20 protein-coding genes are annotated in these 19604 nt (G+C 51.1%); 2 read left to right on the forward strand and 18 right to left on the reverse strand.

Annotated features, from left to right (window positions below; translation table 11 throughout):
* The 7 genes from galE to DBO31_RS05655 form a co-directional block, all read right to left on the reverse strand.
* A partial coding sequence (gene galE, locus DBO31_RS05625) for a UDP-glucose 4-epimerase GalE (protein WP_150824657.1) occupies positions 1–605 on the reverse strand: 605 nt, incomplete at its 3' end.
* An 81-nt stretch (positions 606–686) separates the two neighbouring features.
* A complete protein-coding gene (locus tag DBO31_RS05630) occupies positions 687–2126 on the reverse strand; it encodes a glucose-6-phosphate isomerase (protein ID WP_150824664.1) in 1440 nt (479 codons plus the stop codon).
* 118 nt (positions 2127–2244) lie between these two features.
* Entirely contained in the window at positions 2245–3012 is a 768-nt protein-coding gene (locus tag DBO31_RS05635) for an amino acid ABC transporter ATP-binding protein (RefSeq protein WP_075581881.1), read from the reverse strand.
* 11 nt (positions 3013–3023) lie between these two features.
* Positions 3024–3674, reverse strand: a complete 651-nt coding sequence (locus DBO31_RS05640) for an amino acid ABC transporter permease (protein ID WP_059077008.1) — start codon at positions 3672–3674, stop codon at positions 3024–3026.
* A gap of 93 nt (positions 3675–3767) precedes the next feature.
* Positions 3768–4571: an amino acid ABC transporter substrate-binding protein gene (locus DBO31_RS05645; RefSeq protein ID WP_150824658.1), complete on the reverse strand. Its 804-nt coding sequence runs from the start codon at positions 4569–4571 to the stop codon at positions 3768–3770.
* Positions 4572–4588: 17 nt separating this feature from the next.
* Positions 4589–5389 (reverse strand): amino acid ABC transporter substrate-binding protein, encoded by an 801-nt coding sequence (locus tag DBO31_RS05650; RefSeq protein WP_059077010.1) that lies wholly within the window; start codon positions 5387–5389, stop codon positions 4589–4591.
* Between the two features lie 160 nt (positions 5390–5549).
* Positions 5550–6059 carry a hypothetical protein gene (locus DBO31_RS05655; protein WP_059077011.1) on the reverse strand — a complete coding sequence of 170 codons (510 nt, stop codon included), beginning with the start codon at positions 6057–6059 and terminating at the stop codon, positions 5550–5552.
* Positions 6060–6215: 156 nt separating this feature from the next.
* Here DBO31_RS05655 and DBO31_RS05660 point away from each other — a divergent pair, with 156 nt between their 5' ends.
* Entirely contained in the window at positions 6216–6989 is a 774-nt protein-coding gene (locus DBO31_RS05660) for a GntR family transcriptional regulator (protein WP_150824659.1), read from the forward strand.
* On the forward strand, positions 6979–7851 hold the full coding sequence (locus tag DBO31_RS05665) for an epoxyqueuosine reductase (protein WP_075581878.1): 873 nt from the start codon (positions 6979–6981) through the stop codon (positions 7849–7851). Before DBO31_RS05660 ends, DBO31_RS05665 begins: the two co-directional genes overlap by 11 nt.
* A 64-nt stretch (positions 7852–7915) precedes the next feature.
* On the opposite strand, the gene dnaB is transcribed toward DBO31_RS05665, so the two are convergent.
* From dnaB to DBO31_RS05720, 11 genes are all read right to left on the reverse strand, one after another.
* On the reverse strand, positions 7916–9241 hold the full coding sequence (gene dnaB / locus DBO31_RS05670; RefSeq protein WP_150824660.1) for a replicative DNA helicase: 1326 nt from the start codon (positions 9239–9241) through the stop codon (positions 7916–7918).
* A gap of 11 nt (positions 9242–9252) precedes the next feature.
* Entirely contained in the window at positions 9253–11160 is a 1908-nt protein-coding gene (lonC, locus tag DBO31_RS05675) for a Lon family ATP-dependent protease (protein WP_075581876.1), read from the reverse strand.
* Between the two features lie 16 nt (positions 11161–11176).
* Complete coding sequence (gene rplI, locus DBO31_RS05680; protein WP_059077015.1) at positions 11177–11623, reverse strand: 50S ribosomal protein L9; 447 nt, start codon at positions 11621–11623, stop codon at positions 11177–11179.
* Positions 11620–13629: a DHH family phosphoesterase gene (locus tag DBO31_RS05685; RefSeq protein ID WP_059077016.1), complete on the reverse strand. Its 2010-nt coding sequence runs from the start codon at positions 13627–13629 to the stop codon at positions 11620–11622. Before DBO31_RS05685 ends, rplI begins: the two co-directional genes overlap by 4 nt.
* A gap of 17 nt (positions 13630–13646) precedes the next feature.
* A complete protein-coding gene (locus DBO31_RS05690; RefSeq protein WP_059077017.1) occupies positions 13647–14603 on the reverse strand; it encodes a DUF2232 domain-containing protein in 957 nt (318 codons plus the stop codon).
* A gap of 85 nt (positions 14604–14688) precedes the next feature.
* Positions 14689–16350: a ribonuclease J gene (locus DBO31_RS05695; RefSeq protein WP_150824661.1), complete on the reverse strand. Its 1662-nt coding sequence runs from the start codon at positions 16348–16350 to the stop codon at positions 14689–14691.
* 167 nt (positions 16351–16517) lie between these two features.
* Positions 16518–17447, reverse strand: a complete 930-nt coding sequence (locus DBO31_RS05700; RefSeq protein ID WP_059077019.1) for a hypothetical protein — start codon at positions 17445–17447, stop codon at positions 16518–16520.
* 20 nt (positions 17448–17467) lie between these two features.
* Positions 17468–18268, reverse strand: coding sequence for a bifunctional hydroxymethylpyrimidine kinase/phosphomethylpyrimidine kinase (thiD, locus tag DBO31_RS05705; protein ID WP_059077020.1), 801 nt, complete (start codon positions 18266–18268; stop codon positions 17468–17470).
* Positions 18269–18298: 30 nt separating this feature from the next.
* Entirely contained in the window at positions 18299–18796 is a 498-nt protein-coding gene (locus DBO31_RS05710; RefSeq protein ID WP_150824662.1) for a histidine phosphatase family protein, read from the reverse strand.
* A gap of 26 nt (positions 18797–18822) precedes the next feature.
* Positions 18823–19137, reverse strand: a complete 315-nt coding sequence (locus DBO31_RS05715) for a helix-turn-helix transcriptional regulator (RefSeq protein ID WP_059077022.1) — start codon at positions 19135–19137, stop codon at positions 18823–18825.
* 150 nt (positions 19138–19287) lie between these two features.
* On the reverse strand, positions 19288–19604 hold a 317-nt coding region (locus tag DBO31_RS05720; RefSeq protein WP_150824663.1), incomplete at its 5' end, for a serine hydrolase.

Here is a 19604-nt window from a genome sequence, read left to right on the forward strand (position 1 = left end):
CGCTGTCCCAAAGCCGTCTGCAAAATCAACGGAATCAGATGGGTTTCCGGTGTATGATCTTCCCCGATTCTGCCATCTGCATCGGCTCCGGCGGCATTAAAATAACGCAGGGCCACATACCGCAGACCATAGGCACGGCTGAACTGGGCCAGCATGTGTTCGATCATCAATTTTGTCTGTCCATAGACATTGGTCGGCGCATACGGCATATCTTCTGTAATGGGAGTCTGTTCCGGTTCGCCATATACGGCAGCGGTAGATGAAAAAACCATATAAGGCACACCGGCCTGGCGGACCGCTTCCAGCAGGTAATAGGAACCGACTATATTATTGTCATAATAGATAGTCGGATTGACCATCGATTCCCCTACCTGGCTGTGGGCGGCAAAATGCATGACCCCTTCGATTTTCCGGTCTGTCAGGATTTGTTTTACCCGTTCCAGATGGTGGATATCTTCTTCAATGAGTTCCACGTCTGATGGTACGGCCTGACGGTGTCCCCTGGACAGATTGTCCAGTACGACTACAGAATGACCTTTTTCCAATAATGCTTTTACAGTATGGCTGCCAATATATCCGGCACCCCCGGTAACGAGAATATTCATGATACACAGTACACCTTTCACTACAAATTTAAACGAAAGACATCAGATCTACGCCTAATGGCGGAGCCGGGAACGAACCCGTTATTTTTTCATTTCTGCCAGATGCTGCCCCAGATAGCGTTTGTATATTTCTACCCCCGGCTGGTTAAAGGCATCGACATCGGCATATTCCCCTTCATAGGCAATGGACCAGCAGAGCAGGAACATGAGCTCTCCCAGATAAAAGGCGTTCAGTTCAGGAAGGATGAAATTGGCACTGGGCCGGCCATCTCCAATGAGGGCTTCTTCATTAGCCCGGCGCGCCGCTTCCAGGATCCGGCTCAAGGGCAGGCCGCTGAAGGCAGCCAGTTTGGCAAAGGAATCGTACGTATGGGGAACGACGAGATCATCAGGCCATTTTTCGATGGAGACGAACTGGACGACTTTGTCCTGGGGGCCTTCCTGGTGTTCCTGCGTCTGGGCATGCATATCCGTCGTACCGACAGCGACAATCGGCGTCCGTCCATAATGGACGACCTGCCCTTCTTTATTCAGCCGTTTACCCAGTGATTCTGCCAGGAGCTGGATATACCATTCGGATAAAGATTTCAGATTGTCGGCATAGGGCATGAGAACTTCCAGGTTTCTCCCATGGCGGCTTCCGGCCAGGAATTTCAGGACACTGTTGAGAAGGGCCGGATTTTTCGTGATGTCATCGCTTTTGACAGCCTGATCCGCTTCACGGGCACCGGCAAGGAAGGACCGGATATCAAATCCCGTAAGGGCTCCGACGATGAGTCCTACTTCGGAAAAGACGCTGAACCTGCCACCGATGCCGTCCGGTACGTAGAAGATAGGCCAGCCCGATTCACGGGCCAGCGTATGCAGCAGCGTTTCCTTTTCTCCTTCGTGGGGATCGGTGACGGCTACGGTTTCCATAGAAATCCCCGCAGCTTCCATGGCTTCTTTGAAAATCATATAATTCGACATGGGCTCGATAGTAGATCCCGATTTGGATATAACGACGGCCATGACCGTGTAATCCTGCTGTCCCGTACTTTCTGCACGCATTGTCTGAATCAGGCCGGACAACTTATGGGCATCGACGTTATTACCGGCAAAAAATGCCTTAGGATATCCGTTGCGGTCTTTCTGACTCTTAAGGTTCCAGAATTCGCCGCACTGGACATCAAACAGGACTTTGCCGCCCAGATACGACCCGCCAATGCCGAAGAATACGACGGCATCGACGCGGTTGCGCACCGTCCGTCCCAGTTCTTCCAATGCCACGATGCGTTCAGGATTATTGATATTGCCTTCTGCAATATACGGCAGCTGCGGAAAGAGTACCGCTTCCGGTTCCCCATCTTTAGAAAGGTGGCCGGCAACCGTTCCCTTTTGGCGCAATTCCATCATGACAGAGTGAGCTTTCTGATAGACAGGAGCAAACTCTTCCACTTCTCGTTCCGTTATCAAGGCATCCGGCCCGTAAAGGTGGGACATATCCAATACAAGGCCAGACGGCAAGGTAATCCGATTCATCATAATACCACAGCCTTTCGTTCGAATTGTTTACCTTTCCATTATATCATAAATACCGGAATCCGTGGGAGAAATAAAAAACTGCACCATATATCTAAAATATACAGTGCAGCTTTGATCAAAAGCGCAGCATGGATTTCAGGAAACTCTGGGTCCGTTCATTCTGCGGATGTTCAAAAATCTGTTCCGGATTTCCTTCTTCCTGGACAATACCGTCTGCCATGAACAGGACCCGGTCGGAAACTTCTTTGGCAAAGGCCATTTCATGGGTCACGATGATCATGGTCATATCTTCATCGGCCAGCTGCTTGATAGTCCGCAGTACTTCTCCGGTCAGCTCCGGATCGAGTGCCGATGTCGGTTCGTCAAAGAGCATGATATCCGGCTGCATGGCCAGAGCCCGGGCAATGGCCACACGCTGTTTCTGTCCGCCCGAAAGCTGGGACGGATAGGCGTCCTTCTTACTCCACAGGCCGACCCGTTTGAGGAGTGATTCAGCTATAGGCAGGATTTCATTCGTCTTCATTCCCTTGACGACACGGGGAGCCTCGAGAATATTATCGAGGACCGTCATGTGGGGGAAAAGGTTGAAATGCTGGAATACCATGCCCATGCGGCGGCAGATGGCCCGTACACGGGAAGCCGGTTCGTAGATGGCGCGCTGGCTGCCTTCCGGCGTCTTGACCATGTACTGTCCATCGACGATGATTTCTCCTCGATTGATGGTTTCAAGCTGACAGAGACACCGCAGGAAGGTACTCTTGCCACTGCCGGATGGACCGATGATGGAAATGACTTCACCGCGTTCCATATGCAGCGTCACATCTTTCAGTACTTCCAGATTCCCGAATTGTTTACGGATATGATTCATTTCAATAAAACTCATCGTAGTGCCTCCTATTCATCGTATACGGCAAAGCGTTTTTCCAGATAACTAAATACCTTGGTGAGGATAAACGTAAAGAAGAGATAGAAGACGGCGGCTACGATAAAGGCGGTCGTATCAAAATCGCGCTGTACGATGGACCGGGTAATGCGCAGGATATCATTCATGGCCAGGATATAGACCAGGGACGTATCTTTCAGCAGGTTGATGGTTTCATTCGCCACCGGCGGCAGGACGCGTTTTACGACCTGGGGCAGGATGATGCGGCGCATGGTCTGGACATAGGTCATACCCAGAACTTTAGCCCCTTCATACTGGCCTTTGTCAATAGACTGGATGCCGCCGCGGAAAATTTCAGCGAAATATGCGGCGTAGTTAAAGACGAAGGCGATGATGGCTGCCGGGAAGTCCGCCAGTTTCAGACCGTCGATGATAAAAGGCAGGCCATAATAGATAAAGAGGATCTGCAGCATGAGCGGCGTGCCCCGCATGATATAGATATAGGCTCCCATAAACTTGCTGAGGGGCTTGATTTTTGAAATACGGGCTATAGCCATGACCACCCCGAGAGGCAGGCTGAGCACAATAGTAATGATGAAAATCTTCAGCGTAACCTGCAGCCCCACGGCTACGGCAGGCACGATATGCAATAAATACTCCATAAGGCACTCCCTTACTATGTACCTGTGTCAGGACAAACAAGCGGGCCGCCCAGACACAGGCGGCCCCTCCACCAGATACAGCAACACTATACACTATTTAACGGGAATCGTAATATCTTCCCCGAACCATTTATCGGACAACTTAGTCATTGTACCATCTTCTGTCATCTGTTTCAAGACGTCGTTCAGCTTATCCTGAAGCACTTTGTCGTCCTTGCGCATGCCGACGCCAAACTGTTCATCGCCCATCTTATCATCGATGACTTTGAACTTTCCTTCTTTCTTGGTCATGTAATAGCGGCCGACTACGCTATCGACGAGGACACCGTCAGTCCGGCCGATTTCCAGGTCCATAAAGGCGTTGACGAAATCGCCGTATTTCTTGACTTCCTGAAGGGAATTTTCAAATTCTTTATTCTTATCCAGAGCATCAATAGAACTGCTGCCTTCCTGGGTACCGATGATCTTTCCGGCAAGACCAGCCCGGTCCGTAATCGGGGAATCCGCCCGCACGACGAGAAGCTGAGCGTTTTTCATATACGGCTTGGAAAAAGCTATCTTTTCCGAACGGTCTTTGGTAATAGTCAGGCCATTCCAGAGGAGGTCTACCTGCTTGCTCTGTAAGGCCGCTTCCTTACTGTCCCAGTCAATGGGCTTGAATTCTACTTCCACACCCAGCCGTTTGGCCGCTTCTTTTGCCAGGTCGATATCAAAGCCGACGAGTTCGCCGCTTTCATTGCGGAATCCCATAGGCGGGAAATTATCGTCGAGGCCGATGACGATTTTATCAGGCAGCTTCTGGTCTGCTGCCTTTTTATCCGGTCCGCCGCAACCTGTAATCATGGCTGCCGTCGTGACTGCCAGCGTGCCTGCCAGTATTACTTTTTTTAAGTTCATATTTCATATCCTCCTTATTACATCGAAATATCAATGCCAAACCATTTTTCCGAGATGGCTTTGCTCGTACCGTCATTATGCATGTCTTCCAGCACTTTATCCAGTTTTGCCTTCAGTGCCGTATCGTCCTTGCGCATGCCGACGCCACTGGGGATATCGGGATATCCTACATCGATGATGCGGAAGTTCGCCTTGTTCTTCTGCATAAAATAAGCGGCTGTCGTCTTGGCTACGACGACGGCATCAATACGTCCGACTTCCAGATCCATGAAACTCGTCACATTATCCGAATATTGCTTGAGTTCTTTGAAGGAATCACGCAGCTGTGGTTCCTGGTTGATGGCTTCCAGACCGGTACTGCCCTGCTGCGTGCCTACGATTTTGCCTGCCAGGTCCGCTTTTCCCTGGATGGGAGAATCGGCCCGTACGAGGAGAATCTGCGGCCCGTTTTCATACGGCCGGGAAAAGAGGATATTCTTTTCCCGTTCCGGTGTAATAGACAGGCCATTCCAGATGGCATCGATTTTCTTGCTGTTCAATTCCGTTTCTTTGCTGTCCCAGTCTATCGGTTTGAATTCTACTTCAATGCCCAGGCGTTTGGCCGCTTCTTTTGCCATATCGATATCAAAGCCGACGAGTTCCCCGCTTTCATCGTGAAATCCGAAAGGCGGGAAATTGTCATCGAGACCGATGACGATTTTATTTTTTTCTCCTGATGCACCCTGTTCTGCTTTTTTATCACTGCCACAACCGGTCATAAGACCGGCAGCCAGTACAGCCGTCATGCCTATTGCGGCATATTTCTGCCAATGTCTCATCTGATCGCTCCCCCACATCCTGTTCAAGGACTATAAAGTAAAACATCAATGCCTATATTTTACTTTATTTTATTAAAATAATAAAGTAAAATAGGTATACGGAATTATCATAGTTCAGGTCAGGATAATGCAATAACACATGGTTAAACAGAAACGCCTGTCATCCCTTTTTATCGTCCTTATCATCCGTTTCCTGTTCTTTTTTAATACGGTCCATGATTTCCTGCTTATATTGCCGGGGAAGGAATTGCAGATGAACGGGCAGTACGGCCAGGCCGCCTTCTTCTGCCGCTCCGAGCTGTATTTCCTTCCAGTTGTCGGAAATTTCAAAAATATCTTCATAGCGGATAAACACCAGATTGCGGTCCGGATGGAGCTGTTCATCAAAAAACTCTTCCAGAGACATAAACTGCCGCCGGACGACCAGCCCCTTTGCCGTGACGTAACAAATGACATCGCGCTGCCGGTCGATACGCCAGAGACAAAAAATCAGGACGGCTATGTTATCCAGCTTGGCTGCCAGTGTCGTTTCTGCCAGCATGAGCCAGAAGAAATAAATGCCGACGCCCGTAAACAGAAGCTGCATAAAGACAGAAAACCATTTGGAATTTTCATATGCTTGTTCCACTGTACCGCAGCCGAAATGCTGCGATATTTCTTCCCTGGTCATGATTCAGCCTCCCATCCCACATCCCCCGACGCTCTTATTATACCATAGCCTGCCATCTCTGGATATGCCAAAAGACAGCCACCACTGGTTAACAAACTATTGTGGGATATGATATAATACTGATAGCTCATTAAACACAAAGGGGTTGATATAGTTATGGAATACAAAAATCAGTCCTTACAGATGCAGGTCTACCGTACGATGAAACAGCGGCTTCTCGATCAGACCTACGTCAATGGCCAGATGCTCAGCGAACGCACGCTGGCCGCGGAACTTCAAATCAGCCGCACGCCTGTCCGCCGGGCTGCACTGCAGCTGCAGAAAGAAGGCTGGGTCCAGTATATTCCCAAGCGGGGTATCCTGGTCAAGGGGCTCAGTATGCAGGATCTGAAAAACATCTTCCAGATCCGGACAGCCCTGGAAATTCTTGCCGTACGGCTGGCCTGCGAACATATCTCTGCCGACCATCTGGAAGTCCTGCGCCAGACGGTGCAGCAGCAGCTGTTTAAGTATAAGCAGACCCAGGCAGCACCGGATTATCAGGAATTCATCCGTTCCGATACGGAGTTCCACAACACGATCATCGTCGCCAGCGGCAATCTGATGTTGCGCCGTCTCGTTGAAGAAATGCGGGATAAAATCAAACGGACCGGCATTAATTCTTTATACAGCCGCCGCAGCCGCTGTGCCGAAGCAGCGGAAGAGCACTGGCGGATTGTCCATGCCCTGGAAACCAAAGACACACACGAAGCCTGCCAGGCCATGGACAGCCATCTGGGCATTTGCTATATAACGGCTCATGACTATATTCTCCGCCACACGCCGGCACTGGCTGCCGATACACTTCCCACAGAGTCCCTGTCCGTAGAAGGGATGATCCTGCCGCCGGAACTGGAAGAACCGGTATCAGAAGCAGTCCATGAACACTGATTTCATAAAAGACGCCGCCCGCAGGCTCGGCCTTACCTGTACCGGCATCGCCAGTGCCCATCTGCCCGTTCCGGAAACAGAGCAGCCCGTCTGTCCGCTGGCATCGGGAAAGGGAATGGAGCGCTATGACCTGACGTCTCTGTTACCGGATTGCAAGGCCGCCGTCGTCATTCTGTTTCCCTATTACAACAGAGAGACAGAAAAGACGAATCTTTCGCTCTACTGTCAGCTCGAAGATTATCATCTCATCGTCCCGGCCTATCTGGAAAAGCTGTCTGCTATCCTGACCTCGTATGGCGGTACACAGCGCTGCATTGCTGACACATCCCCTCTCACAGAACGGCTGCTGGCCGTAGAGGCCGGTCTGGGATTTGTAGGTGACAATCAATGTCTCATCCATCCCGTGTATGGATCGTACTGCTTTATCGGTGCCATCCTGACAACACTGCCTCTCACACCGGACGCTCCTATGGACAGGGAATGTCTCCATTGCGGTGCCTGCCAGCGCATATGCCCTGGCGGCTGCCTGTCGGAGGGAACATATGACTATCATCTCTGCAAATCCTATCTTACCCAGAAGAAGGAACCCCTTACCGATAGGGAAATGGAGGTTATAGCCAGGACACCGCTCATCTTCGGCTGTGATGAATGTCAGCGGGTCTGTCCCCATAATAAGGGTGTTCCCATAACTCCCATAGTGGAATTCCGTCAAAACCGCCTTACGATGCTGCGGAAAGAAGATATAGAATCACTTACGAACCGCCAGTTCCGCACAACTTACGGGAACCGGCCTTTTTCCTGGCGGGGGAAAAAGATTCTCCTGCGCAATCTCGATATCGTACATGCCAAAACGGGACTGTAACGACATGGAGAGAACCATGTTGTTACAGCCCCGTCTGGGTATATGGGTAAAAGCAAAATATCTTTTATTCGTGAGTCGGGTCCAGATTCAGGAACAGCGTATATTCGCCACGGAAGTAGAGTTTAACCGTATCCGTCGGGCCATTGCGGTGTTTTGCCACGATGACTTCCGTAATATGCTGATTCTCTGTTTCCTTATCGTAATAATCTTCCCGGTAGAGAAAGGCAACAATATCCGCATCCTGTTCCAACGCCCCCGATTCGCGGAGGTCACTGAGCATGGGCCGCTTGTCCTGGCGGCTTTCTACACTGCGGCTGAGCTGGGAAAGGGCGATAAGAGGTACTTTCAGCTCTCTCGCCAACGCTTTTAGTGAGCGGGAAATTTCTGAAATTTCCTGCTGGCGGCTTTCTGAATTCCGTCCCTGCATGAGCTGCAGATAATCGACGATAATCAAATCCAGACCGTGTTCCGATTTCAGCCGCCGCGCCTTGGAGCGCATTTCCGATACGGAAATCCCCGGCATGTCATCGATATAAATCGGCGCCTGATATAATTTGTCACACGCATCGGTAAGCTGGGCCCAGTCCTTATCCGTATTGAGCTGGCCTGTCCGGAGCTTCTGGGAATCGATATGGGAAATCTGGCACAGCAGCCGCTGCACCAGCTGTTCCTTGCTCATTTCCAGAGAGAAAAAAGCGACCGTCTTATGCTGACGCACACCGACATTCTGGGCAATATTCAGCGTAAAGGCCGTCTTGCCCATACTCGGCCGGGCTGCAATGAGAATCAGGTCTGATGGCTGCAAGCCCGACGTCAGCTTATCAAGGTCCCGGAATCCCGTAGGCAGCCCCGTCAGGCCGGCTTTATTTTCATAAAGCTTGGAAATCTTATCCAGCGTGTCTTCGACGACTTTTCCGACAGGATCAAAGTCGCCGCTTTTTTTATTTTCAGCGAGGTGGAATATTTTTCGTTCCGCATCGTCTATGAGTTCGTCTGCTTCTTTTTCTCCATCGTAGGCTTCTGTCGTCAGATCCGTACATGTCGTGATGAGATCACGGGTCATTGCCTTGTCTTTGACGATATTGGCATGATATTCAATATTGGCTGCCGTCGCCACCAGATTGGGCAGACTGAGGACGTATTCCAGACCGCCTGCTGCATCCAGTTTTTTCATACGGCGCAGCTCTTCCGGTAAGGTAATCAGATCGATTTCCTTATTTTCACGGTGCAGGTTTTCCATAGCCTCAAAAATGGTCCGGTGTATTTCCCGGTAAAAATCATGGGGCTGCAAGACTTCCATAGCCGTGATGACAGCATTATGGTCGAGCATCATGGCGCCGAGTACGGCCTGTTCTGCTTCGACATTCTGCGGCGGAATCCGTTGTTCCATACTATTCTCCCCTATTTTACAAGCATGATATCGAGGACTTCCTCAATGGTGCGGGTACTATAAATCTGAAGATTCAGATGATGCTCCGGTATATCCCGCTGATTTTCTTCGGGAATCACTATGCCTTTCATGCCAGCCTGGCGAGCTCCGTATGCTTTTTCAAACACACCGCCGACGGGCTTGACAAGTCCCTGTATCGAAATTTCGCCAGTCATGGCAATGTCCTGTCGGACTGCTTTCCCCGTAACTGCCGAAATCAGTGCCGTCGTGATGGCACAACCCGCCGAGGGGCCATCGATGTTGCCCCCTCCAACGAAGTTGACATTGACATCGTAATCAGACAATTCCTTACCGGTTATGCGGCGTACGACAGCGGCGGCATTGAACATGGAATCCTTGGCCATGGAGCCGGCCGTATCATTGAAGCGGAAATACCCTTTTCCCGGCGTACGGGCCGGATAGGCAACGGCTTCAATTTCGATGGCGGAACCGAGAAAACCGGCTACGCCCAGTCCAAAGACTTTGCCCACAGCCGGAAGGGATGACGCTTTTTCGGTCACATACGGGACGAGACGGCTGATCTGGGCCACCCTCTCTACCAGCTCTTTCGTCAGTACGACATGATCATTGCTGCCGGAGCGGAAGACAGCCAGACCGTACGTATCGGCCAGGATATTGACGGCTTTCCGCCCTTCAATAGTAAAGGTACTAATCAGTTCGGCTACACCGTCCTCCATGGTAACACCCAGGGACTGTGCCGCATTGGTGACGATCTGCTGGATATCAGCCGGCACGAGGGGCTCGAAATATATTTCGGCGCACCGGGACCGGATAGCCGGATTAATTTCTGACGGATCCCTCGTCGTCGCACCGATGAGCACGAAATCAGCAGGCGCTCCTTCGGCAAATAATTTGCGGATATACGCCGGAATATGGGGATCCGTTTCATCATAATACGCTGATTCAAAGCGGACCCGCTTGTCTTCCAGTACTTTCAGGAGTTTATTGAGCAGCATGGGATCCATTTCACCAATTTCATCGATGAACAGAATGCCGCCGTGGGCTTCCGTCACCAGTCCCGGTTTTGGTTCGGGAATCCCCGTTTCAGCCAGGTCATGACGGGCACCCTGATAGATGGGATCGTGGACCGATCCGATGAGCGGATTGGTCATATCGCGGGCATCCCAGCGCAGTGTCGCCCCGTCCGTTTCGACAAAGGGCGCATCTGGTCCAAAGGGCGTAAAAGGCAGCTTTTTTGCCTCATTCAGGACAATTCTGGCTGCCGTCGTTTTTCCCACGCCGGGAGGCCCGTACAGGAGCAAGTGCTGGGGATACACCGATGCCAGCTTGCTTTCCATCGCTTCGACAGCCCGGTCCTGACCTACAATGGCTGAAAGCGTTTTAGGCCGGACGCGCTGCATGACCGATTCTGTCAGATGAATGGAATCAAGATGCTGCAGATCGTCCAGCTTTTTTTTCGTCTGCGGTGTTTCCACATCGTGGAGTTCCTCCTTGATGAGCTCCATTTTGATTTCCTGTACGTACTCCTGCTGCTTTTCTTCCATGCGCTGGCTGATTTTCTTTTCCAGCCGTTCTTCCACGGCCTGACGGGCCAGCATTTCTGCCAGCACATTCTCCAGCTCGTTCAGGACATCGACAACTTCGTCATCAGAAGGCACCTTATCATATGACGCATCTTCATAGACCAGCCGCTGCAGCCCGACGATACGACGGCGGGGGTCTTCCGAATGAACGTACGCCAAAGCCGAATATTTGCTGGCCCGGAGAACCATCTTTTCCGGACCGATCAGGCCGGTAAAGGCACCGTACAGGACATTCACCTGACGGCGCAGTTCTTCTTCCGCAGTCGGTTCCAGATACTTATGACGCTGCAGCAGCTTATCCAGTAATTCTTTCATAGGCTGACCTCAGGAATTATTCTTCTACGACATGAATTTTAATTTCACTGGAAATAGTAGGATGGACATGAATCACGACATCGTACGTTCCCAAAGCTTTAATCGGATTCTTGATTTCTACTTTCTTCTTGTCTAAATCGATATTATATTGCGCTTTAGCGGCTTCGCTGATTGTTTTCCCCGTAATAGCGCCAAAAATCTTTCCACCTTCTCCGACGCGGACAGGAATCGTCAGTTCTACCTTTTTCAGCTGGCTGGCAAGGATAAGGGCTTCATCAGAAGCGACCTGTGCCTTGTGGACAGCGGCAGCCTTTTTCTGTTTGGCATCGTTGATATTGCCGGATGTTCCCGGTGCAGCCAATTTGCGGGGCAGCAGGAAATTGCGGCCATAGCCTTCGGATACTTCTATGATATCGCCTTTTTTACCTAATTTTTTTACATCCTGTAATAATACTACTTTCATACTGTATCTCTCCCTTTATCGAGTACTTCATGGATGGCATCCATGACTTCATCTTGTGCTTCTATGAGCGTGCGCCCTTTGAGCTGTACGCCGGCGACCGTGCGGTGGCCGCCGCCGCCAATGGCTTCCATAATGAGCTGCACATTGATATCACCCTTGGAACGGGCGCTGACACCTATGATATTATCGGGTAATTCATAAAATGTAAAGGCTGCTTCTACATCAGTAATATTGACCAGCATATCGGCTACCTGGGCGGATATGATCTGAGCGTTGGGAACCTCTTTGGGACAGCTCGTCATGGCGATACCATCAGCAATGCGCGCTTCCGACAGCAGCCGTGCCTTAAGTTTGACCGAATCAAAATCAGAACTGAACAATTCGCGGACAATATCCGGATCTGCGCCACAGCGGCGCAGATAGGCAGCCGCGTCAAAGGTGCGCACACCCGTCTGGACAGAAAAATTCTTCGTATCGACGACGATGCCCGCATAGAGGGCGGTCGCTTCGATTTTCTGCAGTTCCGGGTCTTCGTCAAAATATTGCAGTAATTCTGTCACCAGTTCGCTCGTCGAGGAACTGGACGGTTCCGTATACACGAGCAGTGGTTTTTTGATGAAATCACTGCTGCGGCGATGATGATCGATGACGACACGCCGTTCCGTCTTATCGAGAAGCTGCGGTGCCACGGTCATATCCGGCCGGTGCGTATCGACGATGAACAGCAGGGTCTGGTCATTGCAGGCCACTTCGGCCATATCGGCCGTGATGAGCAGGTCCTTAAACTCCGGCACGTCGCGGATTTCCTTTTCAATCCGGCTGATGGCTTCCGTCTGGCGGCTGATGACGATATGAACAGGTTTGCCCCCGATTTTTGCCATGCGTGCTACGCCGATAGCGGCGCCGATGCTGTCATAATCTTCCCGTTCATGGCCCATGATGAGCACCAGATCAGAGGTTTCAATGAGTTCTCTGATAGCCTGAGATACGACTCTGGCACGGACGCGGGTATTTTTTTCTACAGACCGGGTCTTTCCGCCATAAAAATGCGCGGTCCCATCTTCTTCATAGACGACGACCTGATCGCCGCCACGCCCCAGGGCCAGGTCGAGTCCGGAATGAGCCTTGTCCGCCAGTTCGTTGAAATTGGCCTTTCCTTGTGTAACAATATCTTCAGAAAACGCGGCTATCCCCATGCTGACCGTAACGGGTATGCGGTTGACCGTATGGATAGAACGGATTTGTTCCAAGAAGGAGAAATTATCTTCCTTCAGCGTATTCAGCGCTTCCCGGCTCAGGCAGGCTATATAATTGTCATTGCCATAAGAACGGACAAACGCATTGTGTGCTGTCAGCGCATCAATCAGACAATTGTTGACATTGGTCCAGAGCGTCGCCTGTTGTACGGCTGTCATGCCCTTACCGACTTCTTCCATATTGTCGATGGCGATATCACAAAAGACAGGCATTGCAGCCAGACAGTTCATTTTCTGCTGTTCCGTTTCCGTGATATCTTCAAAATACAATATGAGATAGTTGTCTTCTTCCGATCCCTCTGTCTGCAGATACTTATAGACTACGCGATAATAGCGCTTGCCAATATGTTCAAAAAAGTAACCGAATTTCCCCCAGAATTTGTCGATATTGAGGTTCGGCATAATATAATCCAGCCGCTGATCGTCTTCGATATCACCGACCCAGTCTCGGAATACGCTGTTAGCCCAGCACAGGCTCGATTCCATATCGACAATGGCGATGCCAATAGGCAGATTCTGGACGGCATAGGTCGATGCCTGGTCTACACTCTGGGAAATCGCATCGAAAAGCTGGCTGATTTCCCTGTTCCGTTCCGTATTGGTCTTATGCGTCAGAACATAGACGCCGCCGATGACAATGCCGGCAAGGAGCGCAATAATCCAGTTGTAAAAGGCAACGATCAGGAGCAGTACCAGCACGACGCCGATAAAGGTCTCTTCATTGCGGTTGGTTAATAATTTTTTAAACATACTCCCGCCTCCTGCGGTTACATGGCTTCCCGTTTTTTGCGGTAATTGAGCAGCATATCCGCGAGTCCGAAAATAAACGCCACAATCTGGAATATGGGGACAAAGAGTACGAGGATGACTATCATAGCCTGCGATCCCGATTTTAACACAAGCCGGTGTTGCAGCAGGTACAGAATAAAAGCCAGTCCTTCAATACAGATAAAAAATGAGGCCAGCTGATCGGCATTGACGGCCAGTATATTCAGCCAGTCAATGTGCCGGGACGTCCCCCAGTATTTCATGACCATAGCCAGTATATATAAGTATACCATAGCCCGTGGAATTTCCCAAAGCCGGATAGGGGGAAAGGGCAGAATATTATAGCCTTTGCGTGCCAGGACCGGCTGGGTAATGCGGATCTGCAGGTAGACCGTCATGAGAATTCCCATGCAGACCTGAAGTGGTATCATGACGGGAATGGTCTTCTTCAGCATTTCGACTTCCTGATGGACGGCTACTACCTGGGCCGAAGCGGGATTGCTCTGTATATAATACGCTACGGCTTCATCGGCTGCCTGGTTCACAATCTGCTGAAGCATATCGTATAATGGTACCTTTCCGATGACAGTCACACCGAGACAGGCGAGCAGGGCAAGGGCGATGATGCCGCCTGCCACAAATCCGAAGATGCGCAGTGGGGCGATACGGCGGCTATACCCGGTTCCTACAGCAAAGGCCATGACAGCCGGGATGCCCCACTGCAGCGCCGCCAGCACAGGAGAGGCCATAAAAGCCAGGACCAGCACAGGACCGGCCGCCAGTAGCAATGCCACTGGAAGTCCATACTGGACACACAGGACCGGCAAGTAAAATATAAGAATCAAAGCTCCGATAAAGGGCAGTCCCGGCACCAGCGGGGCCAGCAGCGCCATGATCAGCAGCAAAGCAGCAAAGAAGACGCCTGCTGTCCAGTAACCGGCACGTGTCTGCTCCATAGAGTTCCACTCCTTCCAGATAAAAGGGCTATCAAAACTGACAGCGGAGGCATAAACCTCCGCTGCCTGCTGTATGCAATTTAGGCTATACTTCCATGATGATAGGCAGAATCATAGGACGCCGCCGTGTTTTTTCACAGAGATAGCGGCTCAGCGTATCCCGGACCTGCGACTTAATGACAGCCCATTCGCGGATATTACCGGCTTCGCAGCGTTCCAGTACAGCTGCTACTTTTTCGTGGGCTTCACGCATGAGTTCTTCTGAATCCCGGACATAGACAAATCCACGGGATACGATATCCGGGCCTGCCAGAGCATGACTCGTGCCCTTTGCCAGGGTCATGACGACGATGACAACACCTTCCATAGCCAGCTGCTGCCGGTCCCGGATGACGATATTACCTACATCGCCGACGCCGAGGCCATCGACAAAGACGCGTCCGGCATTGACATGGCCCGTCTTATGGCCGGAACGGTTGGAGAATTCGAAAATCTGCCCGTTATCGCCGATGAGGACGTGATCTTTCGCCACTCCCATCTGTACGGCCAGTTCCCCGTGTTTCCGCAGCATGCGGTATTCACCATGGACAGGGATGAAGTATTTCGGCTTGATCAGGCTGAGCATGATCTTCAATTCTTCCTGACTGGCATGGCCGGAAACATGCATTCTTTTATCCCGACCGGCAATGACCGTAGCGCCCAGCTTCATCAGGTTATCGATAGTCCGGCCCACACCGGTTTCATTGCCTGGAATCGGCGTTGCCGAGATAATAACCGTATCACCGGGCATGATGCTGACGCTGCGGTGATTATTAGATGCCATGCGGGACAGGCCGGCCATAGGTTCGCCCTGGCTGCCCGTCGTCAGGATAAGCACCTGATCGGCTGGATAGCGGTTCAGTTCATCCGGTTCGATGAGCACGCCGTCCGGTACTTCCAGGTAGCCCAGATCAATGGCAATCTGCACGTTATTGACCATGCTGCGCCCGAGGACAGTAACTTTCCGTTTGAACAGTACGGCTGTATTGATAGCCTGCTGGATACGGGAAATGTTGGATGCAAATGTCGCCAGGATAATCCGGCCTTTCGCTTCGCCGAAAGCTTTGCGGAAGGCGACACTGACGGTTGTTTCCGACTCCGTATACCCCGGCCGTTCCGCATTGGTACTGTCTGACATGAGAAGCAGTACGCCGCGGCGGCCCAGGTCGGCAAATTTGTGGATATCCATAGGCAGTCCGTCTACCGGTGTCAGGTCCATCTTGAAGTCACCCGTATGGACAATGGTACCTACAGGCGTACGGAAGTAGAGAGCGCTCGCATCGGGGATGGAATGATTCGTATGAATGAACCCCACCTTCATACAGCCGATCTGCACTTCATCTCCATGATGCACTTCGTTTAACTGATAATTTGTAATATGATTTTCTTTTAACTTTCCTTCAATGAGACCGCAGACGAGTTTCGTCGCGTATACAGGCGCATTCACTTCATTCAGCAGATAGGATAAGCTGCCGATGTGGTCTTCATGACCATGCGTAATGACAATAGCCCGCACTTTATCTTTGTTTTCAATCAAGTAACTCATGTCGGGGATGACCAGGTCGATACCGAACATGTCATCGTCAGGAAATGCCAGCCCGGCATCGATGACAACAATATCATCGCCGTACTGGATAACGGTCATGTTCTTACCGATTTCACCCAGGCCTCCCAGAGGAATTACAAGAAGTTTTTCCTTCTTAGCCAATTTCTTACCTCCTATACATATTTGGGTTCGTGCTGTATCCGCTCAAACTACTTACTATTATTTTCTTTTATTTTGGGCTATCTGTCAATAACTATCGATTTTCTTTGACAAGAATTTTTCAAAATAACGATAAAAATATACACTATATGCCTGGCAAAAAGCATATATTATTTCTGGTCGCCGACCTGAAGCACGAGAATATTGCCATCTTTATCTTCTACCGCTTTTTTCTTAACTGATTCTGGTACAGTGAGATCAATCCCCTGAGGCAGCAGAGACCAGTCACAGTCAAAAGATACCGTACTATTCATGGCAAACTGTTTGGCCATAGCCAGTTCCGCTTTCTTGTCCGGTGCATAATCTGCTGCCTTATCGGCTATAGCCGATGTGACAGACCGCATCTGTGCCGTCAGCGGTACCGAGACATGGGTAATCCGGTGGGAACGGGGGTCAATGGTCAGCTGGGCCGATACATCGCCACTGTCCTTCAGAGCCAGAAGGACGGATTTCAACAGTTCCCGGTCCTCCGCTTTCGTAAGTCCCTGTTTTTCCCATTCCTTTTCGTCGCCATCTTTATAAATGCGGGACATATCATAGACGACATTATACCGGTCACCGCCGAGGGCCGTCACCGATTTAACGCCATTCAGGACATCTTTGTGCTGTTCATGACGAATGATTTCTGCCATAGAACGGCCGTCTTTCAGAGGTATAGATGCTTTCTTCCATACTGTTTTGGACGACTTATTTTTATTCCGTTCTGTCTGGGGATAATAAATGACCAGTCTGGCCCCGTCCTGTTCCATGTAACCGGAAACTTTTTCACTATCCCCGCCCTGGCTGCTTGTCGCCCACGTGTCGAAACGGGCTTTTGCTTCTGGTTCCAGCTGGATAAACGCCTGCTGATGGCCCGTAACGGTACCAACAAAGGGCATGACAATCTTCACCTGGGTCGTATACGTCCCTTCCGGATGGGTACTCATCGTATTCACTGCATCCATATAGGTCTGCTGCGGTGTCGCCGCAAAGGCCGCTCCGCCGATGGTACAAATTGCCGCCGCTGCCAGGGCAGCCTTTTTCAGTTTTTTTGTAAACATAGTATCACCTCACACCGGGGCTATTGCAGGCCCGCCTTTTTATATAATTCATAGAAGTGATGGATCGGTCCGTGCCCCTTGCCAATCGGTTCGGCATGGGCAATCCCTTCATACACATACTGCTTGGCTTCCGCCACGGCATCGGTAAGGCTCATGCCATTAGCCAGGTCTGAAGCAATGGCGCTTGACAACGAACAGCCTGTACCGTGGGTACTCGTACTGTCTACGCGTTTGCCCTTGAAGTAATGGAGTTCCTGACCGTCAAATAAAATGTCCGTAGCATCTTCCACGCGGTGCCCGCCTTTGACCAGGACGGCCCTGGCACCCATGGCACTGATAGCTTTAGCCGCATCTTCCATGTCGGACAGGTTTTCTATCGTCTTTCCCGTCAGCACTTCTGCTTCAGGAATGTTTGGCGTAAGGACATCGGCCAGTGGAAGCAGGACTTCTTTCAGCGTCTGTTCCGCTTCGGGGACGAGCAGCCGGTGTCCGCTGGTAGCTACCATGACCGGGTCAATGACGACGAAGCGCGGCTGATACTGCCGGAGTTTATCGGCAATGACGCGAATCGTTTCCGGCACACTTACCATGCCGATTTTGACGGCATCTACGTCGATATCTTCAAAGACAGCATCAATCTGGTCGGCAATGAGATCCGGCGTTACATCCATATATCCGCGTACGCCCTGTGTATTTTGCGAAACAACAGCCGTAATAACATTGAGGGCAAAACAGCCGTGGGCACAAAAGGTCTTGCAGTCCGCTGCCGCACCGGCACCACCGGACGGATCTGTACCGGCAATCGATAACACATGTTTCATATATAAAACCTCCCAAGAGTCAAAATCACATTACTGGGCAGCCTGTCCCAGGAACAGGCGCGCGCCAGCCGGGTGCAGATATAAAAGCAATTTTCCCTTTCCGAAGTTCCCATCATAGGGATCATACGAAACCAGGGCCATACTGGCCGTCTTGAATCCTGCAGGAGAACCGGTCCAGGCTTCGGTCCACCGGTCCAGATACGGCTGATGTCCGACAATCAGCAGTGTATCCGTTTCCGGCAAGGCCTTCAGCTCCTCATACAGGCCGGAAAGGTCGCCATCGCCTATGTAGCAATCCGTGCGGATGGCGGCCGGCTGCAGGGACTGGCTCATGATATCTGCCGTCTGACAGGCCCGGATAAGCGGGCTCGTCCAGATGCGGGTCGTACCACCGGGCCACCATTTCCGGGCCAATGCCGCCATATCACGGACATCCTGTATACCCCGGCTGGTCAGAACGCGTCCGCTGTCATCCTGCCCGTCCCTGTATGGTTCCGCTTTACCGTGACGCATCAAACAAATATACATATAGATCCTTCTCTCTCAGCTACGGCTCATTCCGCCACATGCTCCAGCCCTACTTTCAGCAGGGTATATACGTGTTCATCGGCAAGGGAGTAATAAACCGTTTTTCCCTGACGCCGGAACTGGACAAGCGCCGCATCCCGGAGGACACGCAACTGGTGGGATACGGCCGATTGTTCCATGACCAGTTTGTCCGCCAGATCACTGACACAACACTCTCCTCCCATCAGTGCCTGCAGGATGCGCAGGCGCGTCGGGTCACCAAGGACCTTGAAAACACCTGCCAGCGGCACGATATATTCCTGTGGCACCGGAGCCTGCTGTGATGTTTCCTTTTCTGCCACTATTTCTCTCCCCTATTCCGTCTGGCATATGACTGCCACATATTATTGAATATCTTATTATATCATATGCGCATGATTTCTACAGCCTTTTTGTAGAAAAGTATTCTAAAAAATTTATAATATGTCTGAATATATCTGATTGCCGTGTTTCTATGACCGGGCCAGTTCGTCATATACCGCCCGGGTAAAATACGAAAGCCCATAAAACAGACGGGGTTCATCGGATACGCCATCCGCCATGAGGCATAAAATGAACGGTCCGGACGGAGCATAAATGAGTCCGCAGTCATGGTATATGCCATCCAGTTCCCCCGTCTTGTGATCCACCCGTACCGTATGAGGCAGCTGGGCCGGTAGGATGCAGTTATCTTCCTGATGGCTCAGGATATCCAGCATGCGCTGATCCCGGGCGGCATCGACGGCATGTCCTCGTGAAAGGAGCGAAAAAAAGCGCCCCATATCGGACA

It is taken from the genome of Megasphaera sp. DJF_B143, assembly GCF_900320625.1.
Classification (GTDB): Bacteria; Bacillota; Negativicutes; order Veillonellales; family Megasphaeraceae; genus Megasphaera; species Megasphaera hexanoica.